Source organism: Pseudomonas sp. AU11447 (assembly GCF_001672555.2).
GTDB lineage: Bacteria > Pseudomonadota > Gammaproteobacteria > Pseudomonadales > Pseudomonadaceae > Pseudomonas > Pseudomonas nitroreducens.
In genome coordinates this window covers 94,980-106,758 of record NZ_LZDG02000066.1, presented here as the reverse complement: position 1 = coordinate 106,758, position 11,779 = coordinate 94,980, and the positions used below count along the sequence as shown (strand labels likewise).

At 66.3% G+C, this 11,779-nt stretch carries 11 protein-coding genes and 1 riboswitch; of the genes, 4 read left to right on the top strand and 7 right to left on the bottom strand.

What is annotated here, in order from left to right:
* Positions 1-112: 112 nt before the first annotated feature.
* Positions 113-931, top strand: a complete 819-nt coding sequence (locus A6723_RS23985) for a M48 family metallopeptidase (RefSeq protein WP_054908643.1) — start codon at positions 113-115, stop codon at positions 929-931.
* 92 nt (positions 932-1,023) lie between these two features.
* Complete coding sequence (locus tag A6723_RS23980) at positions 1,024-2,007, top strand: NAD-dependent epimerase/dehydratase family protein (RefSeq protein ID WP_054908644.1); 984 nt, start codon at positions 1,024-1,026, stop codon at positions 2,005-2,007.
* A gap of 147 nt (positions 2,008-2,154) precedes the next feature.
* On the opposite strand, the gene A6723_RS23975 is transcribed toward A6723_RS23980, so the two are convergent.
* The 6 genes from A6723_RS23975 to A6723_RS23950 all read right to left on the bottom strand — a co-directional run bounded on the left by A6723_RS23975 (position 2,155) and on the right by A6723_RS23950 (position 7,895).
* Positions 2,155-2,598 carry a ketosteroid isomerase-related protein gene (locus tag A6723_RS23975; protein ID WP_054908645.1) on the bottom strand — a complete coding sequence of 148 codons (444 nt, stop codon included), beginning with the start codon at positions 2,596-2,598 and terminating at the stop codon, positions 2,155-2,157.
* A 100-nt stretch (positions 2,599-2,698) separates the two neighbouring features.
* On the bottom strand, positions 2,699-3,280 hold the full coding sequence (locus A6723_RS23970) for a TMEM165/GDT1 family protein (protein WP_024762660.1): 582 nt from the start codon (positions 3,278-3,280) through the stop codon (positions 2,699-2,701).
* A gap of 5 nt (positions 3,281-3,285) precedes the next feature.
* Positions 3,286-3,492: riboswitch (yybP-ykoY riboswitch) on the bottom strand.
* Positions 3,493-3,536: 44 nt separating this feature from the next.
* Complete coding sequence (locus A6723_RS23965; RefSeq protein WP_045210957.1) at positions 3,537-4,994, bottom strand: amino acid permease; 1,458 nt, start codon at positions 4,992-4,994, stop codon at positions 3,537-3,539.
* Positions 4,995-5,114: 120 nt separating this feature from the next.
* The gene (locus A6723_RS23960) at positions 5,115-6,116 is read right to left on the bottom strand and encodes a class I SAM-dependent methyltransferase (RefSeq protein WP_054908646.1); all 1,002 of its coding nucleotides are present in this window, start codon (positions 6,114-6,116) and stop codon (positions 5,115-5,117) included.
* A gap of 52 nt (positions 6,117-6,168) precedes the next feature.
* A complete protein-coding gene (locus A6723_RS23955) occupies positions 6,169-6,933 on the bottom strand; it encodes a DUF1835 domain-containing protein (RefSeq protein ID WP_054908647.1) in 765 nt (254 codons plus the stop codon).
* Complete coding sequence (locus A6723_RS23950) at positions 6,930-7,895, bottom strand: 2-hydroxyacid dehydrogenase (RefSeq protein ID WP_054908648.1); 966 nt, start codon at positions 7,893-7,895, stop codon at positions 6,930-6,932. Before A6723_RS23950 ends, A6723_RS23955 begins: the two co-directional genes overlap by 4 nt.
* A 360-nt stretch (positions 7,896-8,255) precedes the next feature.
* Here A6723_RS23950 and A6723_RS23945 point away from each other — a divergent pair, with 360 nt between their 5' ends.
* On the top strand, positions 8,256-9,566 hold the full coding sequence (locus A6723_RS23945) for a DUF1266 domain-containing protein (RefSeq protein ID WP_175405580.1): 1,311 nt from the start codon (positions 8,256-8,258) through the stop codon (positions 9,564-9,566).
* An 86-nt stretch (positions 9,567-9,652) separates the two neighbouring features.
* Complete coding sequence (locus A6723_RS23940) at positions 9,653-10,279, top strand: LysE family translocator (RefSeq protein ID WP_054908650.1); 627 nt, start codon at positions 9,653-9,655, stop codon at positions 10,277-10,279.
* A 144-nt stretch (positions 10,280-10,423) separates the two neighbouring features.
* Here the strand turns inward: A6723_RS23940 and A6723_RS23935 are convergent, their stop codons facing one another.
* Positions 10,424-11,599 (bottom strand): acetyl-CoA C-acyltransferase, encoded by a 1,176-nt coding sequence (locus A6723_RS23935; protein ID WP_054908651.1) that lies wholly within the window; start codon positions 11,597-11,599, stop codon positions 10,424-10,426.
* Between the last annotated feature and the right edge of the window lie 180 nt (positions 11,600-11,779).

Sequence of the window (11,779 nt, the reverse complement as noted above, 5' to 3'; positions counted from 1 at the left end):
CGGTTTCGTAAGTCACTGCTGCGCCGGCTGTTTCCTGGCAGTTGCCGGGCACCGGGGGTGGGCCTACCATGCGCGCTGTCCGTGGGAGATTGCATTGTTTCGGGAGAGCAACATGCCCAGAGTTTTCCGTATCGCCGGCTTGGCCGCCGCGCTGATGCTTACTGCCTGCCAGCAGGTGAACACCACCAGCGGCGGCGTCGTCGGCGTCGAGCGCAAACAGACCATGTTCAGCATGCTGTCCAGCGCGCAGGTCGACCAGATGTACGCGCAGTCCTACCAGCAGACCCTCAGCGAGGCCTCCAAGGCCGGCAAGCTGGATGCCAGCAGCAGCGACGCCAAGCGCGTGAAGGCCATTGCCGACCGGCTGATTCCGCAGACCGGCGCGTTCCGCCCGGATGCGCCGTCGTGGAAGTGGGAAGTCAACGTGATCCAGAGCGACGAGCTCAACGCCAACTGCGGTCCCGGCGGCAAGATCATCGTCTACACCGGGCTGATCGATAAGCTGAAGCTGACCGACGACGAACTCGCCGCGGTGATGGGCCACGAAATCGCCCACGCCCTGCGCGAGCACGGCCGCGAGGCCATGTCCCGCGCCTACGCCGAACAGGTCGGCCTCGGCCTGGGCGGCCAGTTGCTGGGCCTGGGCCAGACCAGCGTGGACCTCGCCCACCAGGTCGTCGAATACAGCATGACCCTGCCCAACAGTCGGCAGAACGAAAACGAGGCCGACCTGATTGGCCTGGAATTGGCGGCGCGAGCCGGTTATAACCCCAACGCCGCTATCACCTTGTGGCAGAAGATGGGGCAAGCCGGGGGCGACGCCCCGCCGGAAATCCTCAGCACCCACCCGGCGGATAGCACGCGGATGGCCAACCTGCAGGCCGCCATCCCGAAGGTCATGCCGCTCTACGAGCAGGCCAAGACTCGCTGAGCAGTGTTTTTGCAGCAGGGGTTCGTGATTCTCTCGAACGGCCAGGAGCGGCGTAAGGTTGCGCCGCTTTATCCAGTGAACAGGGAGCACCCGTGAAAATCGCTGTACTCGGAGCCACCGGGCTCCTGGGCCACCACGCCGCACGCGCGATCAAGGCGGCCGGCCACCAGCTGGTGCTGATCCATCGACCCTCGTCGCAGATCCAGCGCCTGGCCTACCTGGAGCCTGAGTGCCGGGTAGCCGAACTCTTCGATCACCAGGGCATGGCTCGCGCGCTGAGCGGCCTCGACGCGGTGATCTTCAGCGCCGGCTACTACCCGGTGCGGCCGCGCCGCTGGCAGGAGGAAGTCGCCAGCGCGCTGGACCTGACCAACCATTTCTACGCGGCCTGCCTGCAGGCCAAGGTGCCGCGCATCCTCTACGTCGGCTCGGCGTTCGCCATGCCTTCGCATCCGCAAGGGTTGCCGGGGCACGAAGGGCTGTTCTACGAAGGGCTGCCCACTGGCAAGAGCGCCTACGTGATGTGCAAGTGGGCGCTCGACGAGCAGGCTCGTGAACAGGCTCGCGGCGGGCTGCCGGTGGTGATCGGGATTCCTGGCATGGTGCTGGGCGAGCTGGACATCGGCCCGACCACCGGCCGCCTGATCACCGCCATCGGTCGCGACGAGATGCTGCATTATGTGCCGGGGCGGCGAAATGTCATCGATGCTTCCGAAGCCGGGCGCGGCCTGCTCAAGGCTCTGGAGCGCGGCCGGGTAGGGGAGCGCTACCTGCTCACCGGGCACAACATCGAAATGGCCGAGCTGACCGCGACCATCGCCAGGTTGCTGGGCAAGCCGGCGCCAACGCCGATGCCGCTGCACCGCGCCCGCGCGCTGGCGACCCTGGGGCGCTGGCGCTATCGCCTGACCGGCAAGATGCCGTTGCTCGACGACACCGCCATCGAGGTGATGGCCGGCGGGCAGTTCCTCGACGGCCGCAAGGCGCGCGAAGAGCTGGGCTTCGAGTCGCATGTGCCGCTGCAGGATACGCTGGAGCGGGCCATTTCCTGGTTCCACGCCAACGATTACCTCTGAGCTCGAGGCTCGGGCCCTGTAGGAGCGAGCTTGCTCGCGAACCGCATAACACCGAGCGGTTCCTGTTCGCGAGCTAGCTCGCTCCTACAAGAGCAGCACCGGGAGCGAGGAAGAAAAAAGCCCGGCGGATGCCGGGCTTTTTCTTTGTCAGGGCAGCGCCTTCTCGGCAAACGGCCGGTTGGGCAGCCCCATCTGTGCGCGGAAGCTCTCCATGTCGAACAGCGTGCACAACTCCTGCACCTGGTCCTGGCTGTTGAACACCCAGAAACCCATGGCCGAGATGCTGACAATGCGGTCACTGGCCGGGTAACCCAGCACAGGCCTGACGATGCAGCCCATCAACGTGCTCCAGGTGAAGACCTTGTTGCCCTCGCGAATGCATTCCTCGACGGCTACTTCCAGGTCGTCCATGCCGCCACGGATTTCCTCTACCAGCGCTCGGTAGCCGGCGTTGTCCAGCGGCTGGGCGGTGAAGGCGCTCTTGTAGATGAAGTCCGGGCTGTGCAGTTGTTCCACCAGCGCCAGATGCCCCTTGTTCCAGGCCAGGTCGATGTGATGGCGGGCGACTTTCTTCAGGTCTTTTTCCGGCATGGCGACATCCTTTGTCGTAGGAGGCGGAAACGCCACTGTGTATCGCAGGCGATACACAGGCATTGGCCGGCGCGCCAGCCTCCCCTCGAAAAGCTGTCGGTCAGAACACGCCGCCCAGTTTCAGCGCGTGGTACACGGCGGCCAGGCCGAGGACGGCGAAGGCAGCGGCGGCCAGGCGGCGGATCAGGTTCAGCGGCAGGCGCTCGGCGGCGAAGTTGCCGGCCAGGACCACCGGCACGTTGGCGATCAGCATGCCCAGGGTGGTACCGATCACCACAAGCCAGAAGTGCGGGTACTGCGCGGCCAGCATCACGGTGGCGACCTGGGTCTTGTCGCCCATCTCGGCGAGGAAGAAGGCGATCAGGGTGGTGAGGAAGGGGCCGAATTTCTTCAGCGAACCTTCTTCGTCGTCATCCAGTTTGTCCGGGATCAGAGTCCAGCCGGCAACGGCCAGGAAGGACACGGCCAGCACCCAGCTCAGCGTGGCTTCGGAGAAGAAGCTGGCGACCCAGCTGCCGACAGCGCCGGCGGCGAAGTGGTTGGCCAGGGTGGCGGCGATGATCCCGGCGATGATCGGCCAGGGCTTGCGGAAACGCGCGGCGAGGACGAGCGCGAGCAGTTGCGTCTTGTCGCCGATTTCCGCGAGGGCAACGATCAGGGTGGGGACGAAGAGGGATTCCATCAGGCGTTCCTAAAGGGGGCGGGTCGACTAATCACCATGACACGCGCCACCTGCCCGCCCCGGGTCAGGTTGCTCGTGTCATAGGTCTTGTCAAACCCGGGCCTGAACGCTGCAGGCCTGGATCGTACGCGCCATGGTCTGCGGACCAAGTGTGTTGACGCGTACCGGGCGAGCCGGTTGCTCGCGGGAGACTACTCCCCTAGGACGGGGCGCATTCTGCCCAAGTCCTAGGACTTGGGCAAGCCTGCGTGTCGGATCATTCGCGGGTGGGACGAATGTCCATGTCTTCGTAGCGGATGAAGCGGGTCTTGTTCTTGAAGCGGTAGCCCAGCCAGATGGCGAGGAACAGCGGGATGGTGATGTAGGTGGCGACCAGCCCGGCCCAGTCCACGTGTTCGCCGACGAAGGCCTGGTAGTTCTGCCCCAGGGTGATGACCAGGCAGAGGACGAAGGCGAACAGCGGGCCGAAGGGGAACCACTTGGCGCGGTAGGGCAGGTCGTCGAGGTTGCCGCCCTGCAGCACGAAGCCCTTGCGGAAGCGGTAGTGCGATACGGCGATGCCCAGCCAGACGATGAAGCCGCACATGCCCGAGGCGTTGAGCAGCCAGGTGTAGACGGTCTTGTCGCCGATGAAGCTGGTGAGGAAGCACAGCGCGCCGATCAGCGTGGTGGCGTACAGCGCGTAGCGCGGCACACCGCTCTCGGACACCTGGGTGAACAGGCGCGGCGCCTTGCCCTGGGTGGCCATGGTGTAGAGCATCCGGGTGGAAGCGTACATGCCCGAGTTGCCAGCGGAGAGGATCGCCGAGAGGATCACCGCGTTCATCACCCCGGCCGCGGCGGCGAGGCCCGCCCGCTCGAACAGCAGGGTGAAGGGCGAGGTGCTGATGTCGCTGCTGTCGGTCTTGAGCAGGTTCGGATCGGTGTAGGGAATCAGCATGCCGATGACGAAGATCGACAGGATGTAGAACATCAGGATTCGCCAGAACACCTGGCGGATGGCGATGGGAATGGACTTCTGCGGGTTCTCCGATTCGCCTGCGGCGACGCCGATCAGCTCGGTGCCCTGGAACGAGAACCCGGCGATCATCGCCACCCCGATCATCGCCTGCAGGCCGCCGACGAAGGGCGCGTCACCGGTGGTGAAGTTGCTGAAGCCGGGGCTGTCGATGCCGTGCATGATGCCGATGATGCTCGCCAGGCCGATGCCGATGAAGACCACCACGGCGACCACCTTGATCAGCGCGAACCAGAACTCGCTCTCGCCGAAACCCTTCACCGAGAAGAAGTTGAGCATGAACATGATGCCCAGGAAGCCCGCGCTCCAGTACATGCCGGAGACTTCCGGGAACCAGAACTTCATCACCAGCTGCGCCGCCACCAGCTCGGCGGCAATGGTCACTGCCCAGTTGTACCAGTAGTTCCAGCCCATGGCGAAGCCGAAGCCATCGTCGATGAAACGGCTGCCATAGGTGCAGAACGAGCCGGAGTCGGGAATGTAGGCCGCCAGTTCGCCGAGGCTGGTCATGAGGAAGAACACCATCAGCCCGATCAGCGCGTAGGCCAGCAGTGCGCCGCCGGGGCCTGCGGTGGCGATGGTGCTGCCGGAGGCGACGAACAACCCGGTGCCGATGGAGCCGCCGATGGCGATCATGTTCAGGTGGCGTGGCTTGAGAGAGCGCTTGAGGTGATGCGGCTTCTCTTTGGGCCCCATGGCGAATGTCAGTTCGACGTCATCTTTGATTCTGCGATTCACGGGTGTCCTCGATATTTCAGGGCGAGCGGCGATGCGCCGATCCGGGCAGGCTCGGTGGAGTGTAGTGCGAGCCTGGGATCAGCGCCGGGCGCTGTAGAGTCGGAAGCCGTCGGCCTCGGCCAGGGTACGGCAGGGGCCCAGGTGCTGTTCGATCAGCGGCGGGTATTTCAGGAAGCTGTTGGCCACCAGGCGCAGCTCGCCGCCGGGCGCCAGGTGGCGGGCCGACTGGCGCAGCAGGTGTTCGGTGGCGGCGTAGCTGGTGTGCACGCCCTGGTGGAAGGGCGGGTTGGTGACGATGGCGGCCAACTCGCTTGGCGCGGCGTCGATGCCGTCGCCGGCGATCACGTCGCCTTCCAGTCCGTTGGCAGCCAGGGTCAGGCGGCTGCTTTCGACGGCGAAGGCGTCGACGTCCAGCAGGGTCAGCCGGCTTTGTGGATAACGTCGCTTGAGCGTCGCGCCGAGCACGCCGGCGCCACAGCCGAAGTCCAGCAGGTGGCCGACGGGCAGCTTGTCCAGGTGCTCCAGCAGCAGGGCGCTGCCGCGATCCAGGCGGCCATGGCTGAACACGCCCGGCAGGGTAATGACGTGCAGCGGGCCGTCGGCCAACGGCAGTTCATAGCGTTGCGCGAGGGCATGCAGGTCAGGCGCTGCCGGGGCGCCGTCGATGTGCGTGTGCCACAGCTGGCAGTGGCGAGCGCTGTCGAGCTTGCTGGCGCGGCCGAATTCGCCGAGCTGCTTGCTGGCGCGCTCGACGCCGGCACGCTTCTCACCGACCAGGTACAGCTCGCCGTCCGCCACGCAACTGGCCAGCGCGGCCAGCAGGTAATCGGTCAGTTCGCGGGACTTGGGCAGGAACAGCACAGCGGCGTCGAACTGGCCCTCGGGCGGTGTGGCGCCGAAGTGGCAGCGGTCGGCGTAGCGGGCTTCGAGCTGCCGGGCCTCACCGGCGTGCCAACTCCAGCCTTGCGCCTGCGGCAGGTCGCCAAGCAGGGCGTCGGCAGGCAGGCCGGCGAGCAGGACGCGGCCCTGGAAGCGCTCGATCTGGCGCAGCAGCACTTCACTGGTGGGGGCGTTGGACATGCGGCCTCCTCGAAAAAAGGGCGCGAGTTTAGCAGGGCTGCCGCGGCCGAGCCTAGGCGAGCCGCACCTCGGCGTTCTTCCAGAAGTCCTCGCCACGCAGTTCCAGCGCGCCGGCCGCGACTTGTGCGCGCAGGCGCCAGGCGGCCAGCAGGTCGCTGACGAACAGGCCGTCGACGTAAGCCATGGTCGGCCCGATCAGCGATTGCACCGGGCGCCAGGACTCGCTGGCGCTGTCCAGGAGGATGCGGTCGATATGTGCGTAACCGGTGCCGCTCAACTGGCCATCGAGCCACAGGCGCAACTCGGCGTTTTCAAGCAGCGCACGCTGCCAGTCCGCGCCCAGGCGCTGGCGTTCCGCGGCTTCCAGTTCATGACTGCCGGCCAGGGCGTTGGCCAGTTCCTCGGGTTTGAGCATGGCGATGGCGTGGCGGTCCTCGCTGCGGCACTGGCCGCTGCCGGCGCCAACGCTGCGCAGGGTGACGTGTGCGGGTAGCAGCGCGCAGACGCGCCGCAGCAGCAGTTGCTCGCTGGCGCTGTCGCCGTGCCAGAGGGTGACGGCGGGTACGTCGGGGCTGCGCAGCCAGTTCACTTCGGTGGCCAGTTCGATGGCAATTTCCCTGTCCTGCAGGGCCTCGCCGCCCAGCTCGTGCCAGAACGCGGCGCGTTGCTGGCAGGGTAGGGTGTCGACGTCACCCAGCGGGCCGACGGCCAGGTCGTCCGGCATCACGCGGATTTTCTTCTCGGTCAGCACGCCTGCTTCGACCGCGCGGCGCAGGGCATCGGCGGCGCCGTCGCCGCAAACCAGGTGCAGGCTCATGGCGCCACCACCCGGCGCGGCTCGCCGGCAAAGAAGCCGGTGGCGTTTTCGCTCAACTGGCCGACGATGCGCTGCCGGGCCTCGCGGCTGCCCCAGGCGCTGTGCGGGGTGAGGATGAAGCGCGGGATATCGCCGGCCAGCAGCGGGTTGCCGTCCTTCGGCGGTTCCACGTTGAGCACGTCGAACGCGGCGCCGCCCAGGTGGCCGCGGCGCAGGGTGTCGGCCAGCGCCTGCTCGTCGACCAGCCCGCCGCGGGCGGTGTTGATCAGGAAGGCGTTGGGTTTCATCAGGTCCAGTTCGCGCTGGCCGATCAGGTTGCGCGTGGCGTCGGTCAACGGGCAGTGCAAGGTGAGGGCATCCACCTGCGGTAGCAGCTCGTCGAGCGCCAGGCGATCGGCGCGCGGCGGGCGGCCGGGCAGGGCGCCGAGCAGCACGCGCATGCCGAAGGCTTCGGCCAGCTTCGCCACCGCGCCGCCCAGTTCGCCGTGGCCGAGCAGGCCGAGGGTCTTGCCCTCCAGTTCGACGATGGGGAAGTCCAGCAGGCAGAACTGCGGTGCCTTCTGCCAACGGCCTTCGCGAATGGCTGCCTGGTAGTCGGGCAGGCGGGTGGCCAGGGCGAGCAGCAGCATCAGGGTGTGCTGGGCCACCGACGGGGTGCCGTATCCCTGGCAGTTGCTCACGGTCACGCCGTGCTGGCGTGCGGCTTCGAGGTCGACGTTGTTGGTGCCGGTGGCGGCCACCAGTATCAGCTTGAGGTCCGGGCATTGCGTGAACACCTCGGCGCCGATGCGCACCTTGTTGCTGATCGCCACCTGTGCGCCCTGCAGCCGCTCGGCCACCTGCTGCGCGTCGCTGCGCCCGTGCAGGACCAGTTCGCCGAAGGGCGCGCGCAGCGGCTCGAGGTCGAGGTCACCGAGGTCGAGGGAGGCATGGTCGAGGAAGACGGCGCGAGCAGGATTCATGAGCGATGACACCTTGATCGGAAGGGCGGGATGAAGGGGATTCTCGGCACAACCGCCGCCGCGGACAACCCTGGCTTCCCGCGAGCACACGGCTGGGCTGCCTTGCACTGATGGTAGATGTTTGATTGAAAAATCTGACAGGCGTTTCAGTTTTCCCTCATCCGCTATCCGCCAACGGCTTCGTAGATTGCACCGATCGAAATATTGAGGTGCGTCGTGATGATGGGATGGATTCTTTCCAGCCTCACAGCCATTCGGGCAGGGCTGCGCGGTGCTGCGCAGCCACCTGGCCCACGGGCGCGGCGACGCCGGCCGAGCCCCTCGGCTGGTCCCGAGGCCCTGCTGTGCTTCGGCGCACTGATGGCTGCCTGTAATGGGGCGGTTGGTCACTCGCTGGTTCGCGAGCGCTCTGAGGTCGCGGCCGGTTTGGCCAGGGAACTGGGGGAATGCTGGGGCATCGGCGATGCCGGTTCGGCTCGCAGCACCTTGCAGGACATGTTGCTCGAAGCCCATGGCCAGCAACTGGACGGCGACTTTCAGCGCCTGCAGCGCAACGAGTCCAGCGCCTTCGACGGTGAGCAGCGGCTGCGTTGGCTGCGGGCGAAGCAGGCCTGGGGCAAGGCCGGCCTGACGTTGCCGTGCTACGTGTCGATGGCCGCCCATGATTACGAACGAATCGCCTGGCTGGCGCGTCGCTGCCGTGCCTGTGGATACCTCACCGAAGCCGAGGCCTGGCTGACCCTGGCCTGGGTTGCCGACGCGGCGATCCGCACCTTCGCCGACTGGCAGGCCTACGCCGCCTCTTTCGTGCTGGGACGGGCAACCCTGCTGCGCGGCGGGCAACACACATCGCTGGCGATCCGCGCGTTCAGGGAACTCATGGGGGGCAAGCGCGGAGGCGTTGCGGTGGCTGGCCTGTGGTGGGCACATCCGCTGGCGGGCATACAGGTGGCCGAGGTGGTCCTGCACTCGGAACACGCGGTCGAAGGGATTGGCCTTCCTGCGCGACAGGCGCTGCTGGCCTTCGGCGCGCTGATCGCCACCAGCGGCGGCGTGCGTGCCGATGCCCTGGCAATTGCGGACCATGAGCGGGAACTGAACCGGGCCTGGCTCGCCGAACGGTGGAACGCCACCGACCGGAATGGGGTTCTCCAGCGCATGGAGTGGCTGATGGGCCATGGCAGCCGACGGAAGCTGGACCCCTTGCTTGGGCAACCCGGCACCGTGGGCGGTAAGCGGCAATCTGGCGGAGTGGCCCGTGGGGCGCGCTTCGAGCAGGCGCGGCGGGCACTGCTCAAGGCCGGGCACGATCCGGAGTTGATCGAGGGCTGCCAGACCCTGCTGGCCTACGATCTGGAACGTGCAGCCTTCGGTGCACGGCTGGCCTTCAGCGCCGGGTTGCTGGACGAAGAGGCGCTCTGGAATGCCTTGCGCCTCATGGCTCGTCAGGCCCGTGCGGCGTTCGATTGCTGGGAGCAATACCTGATCTCGATGGTGCTCGGCCATGCCCTGGCCAACGAGAATTGGGAGGCCGGCAAGCGCCTCATCCGCAGTGGCATGGAGTTACTCGACGGAATCAGCCCTTTCGCCGACTATCTCTCGCCCTGGCAGGCCTGCCCGCTGCGTCAGCTTCCGCTGCTGCACGGTCTTGGTCACGCCGGCGCGCACTAGCTTCCGCGTGCCCTGCCAGCGGCTTGTCGGTGGCCCGTCGATTCGTATAGAAGATGAGCTTTTCTCGGCGGTTGTTTGGAGGTGCGATGTACTGGGCGGAATTTCTCACGGTGGCGTTCATTCACCTGCTGGCAGTGGCCAGCCCCGGCCCGGATTTCGCCGTGGTGGTACGCGAGAGCGTGACCCACGGCCGCCGCGCCGGCACCTGGACGGCATTGGGCGTGGGCAGCGCGATCTTTCTCCACGTCACCTATTCGCTGCTCGGCATCGGCCTGATCGTGTCGCAGTCGATCGTGCTGTTCAACGCGCTGAAATGGCTGGCGGCAGCCTATCTGCTGTACATCGGCTTCAAGGCGCTGCGGGCGCGCCCGGCTGACCCGGCGGCAGAGACTATTGCGGCTCCGGTCGCCCGTACGGCTCGCGGTGCCTATGTTGCCGGTTTCGTCACCAACGGCTTGAATCCCAAGGCCACGCTGTTCTTCCTTTCGCTGTTCACCGTGGTGATCAACCCGCATACGCCGCTGCTGGTCCAGGCCGGTTATGGCGTGTACCTGGCCTGCGCCACGGCAGTGTGGTTCTGCCTGGTGGCGCTGCTGTTCAGCCAGCAACGCGTGCGCGCCGGTTTCGCCCGCATGGGCCACTGGTTCGACCGGGTGATGGGCGTGGTACTGATCGGCCTGGGGATCAAGCTGGCCTTCACCGAGTTGCGTTGAACGAGGCTTTTCGTAGGCGCGAGCCTGCTCGCGAACCAAATCCACGTCGAAGCGGTTCGCGAGCAAGCTCGCTTCTACAGGAATGCTTTGTTCCGAATGAAAAAGGGGCGCCTGAGGCGCCCCTTTTTCATGCCTGACGAAGTATCAGACCAGTTCGATCGCCACCGCGGTAGCTTCGCCGCCGCCGATGCACAGCGAGGCGACGCCACGCTTGCCGCCCTTCTTCTGCAGGGCGTTGATCAGGGTGACGATGATCCGCGAGCCGGTGGAACCGACCGGGTGGCCCTGGGCGCAGGCACCACCGTAGACGTTGACCTTGGCGTGGTCCAAGCCGTGTTCGCGCATCGCGAGCATGGTGACCATGGCAAAGGCTTCGTTGATCTCGAACAGGTCGACGTCGTCCTTGCTCCAGCCCGCCTTCTTGAACAGGTTGGTCATGGCGCCGATCGGAGCCAGGGTGAACTCGGCCGGGTCCTGGCTCTGGGTGGCGTGGGCGACGATCTTCGCCAGCGGCTTGAGGCCGCGGCGGGCGGCTTCTTCGGCGGTCATCAGGACCAGCGCGGAGGCGCCATCGGAGATGGAGCTGGCGTTGGCGGCGGTGATGGTGCCGTCCTTGCGGAAGGCCGGGCGCAGGCCGGGGATCTTGTCCAGGTTGGCGGTCAGCGGCTGCTCGTCGTCCTTCACCACGGTCTCGCCCTTGCGGGTGGTGACGGTGACCGGGACGATTTCCGAAGCCAGCGAGCCATCCTTGATAGCAGCCTGGGCGCGCTGCAGGGATTCGATGGCGTAGGCGTCCATTTCCTCGCGGGTGACGTTGTACTGGTCGGCGGTTTCCTGGGCGAAGGAGCCCATCAGGCGGCCGGTGCGGGCGTCTTCCAGGCCGTCGAGGAACATGTGGTCCTTGATCTCGCCATGGCCCATGCGCAGGCCGGTGCGTGCCTTCTCGATCACATAGGGGGCGTTGGACATGCTTTCCATGCCGCCGGCGACCATTACGCTGTTGCTGCCAGCCTTGAGCAGGTCGTGGGCCAGCATGACGGCCTTCATGCCTGAGCCGCAGAGCTTGTTGATGGTGGTGCAACCGGTGGCGGCAGGCAGGCCGGCGTTCAGCGACGCCTGGCGGGCCGGGCCCTGTTTCAGACCGGCGGGCAGCACGTTGCCCATGATCACTTCCTGCACGTCTTCGGGCTGGATGCCGGCACGGGAAATGGCTTCGCGGATGGCGATGGCGCCCAGGTCGACGGCGGAAACGCCGGACAGGCTGCCCTGGAAGCCGCCCATGGGAGTACGGGCGCCGCTGACGATGACGATCTCGGACATGAATAACCTCTTCGCTCTTGTTGTGATGCGCTATCTGGGTACCGGCCGTGAACGGCCGGGCGTCAGGATTCTACCGCGTGACCGGATGTCGCCAAAGAGTCATCGGCAAATCACTCTTTTGACTGATGAATGGCTCGGCGCAGCGCTCTAGAGTCGGTCTCATCCTGATGAGACTCAACT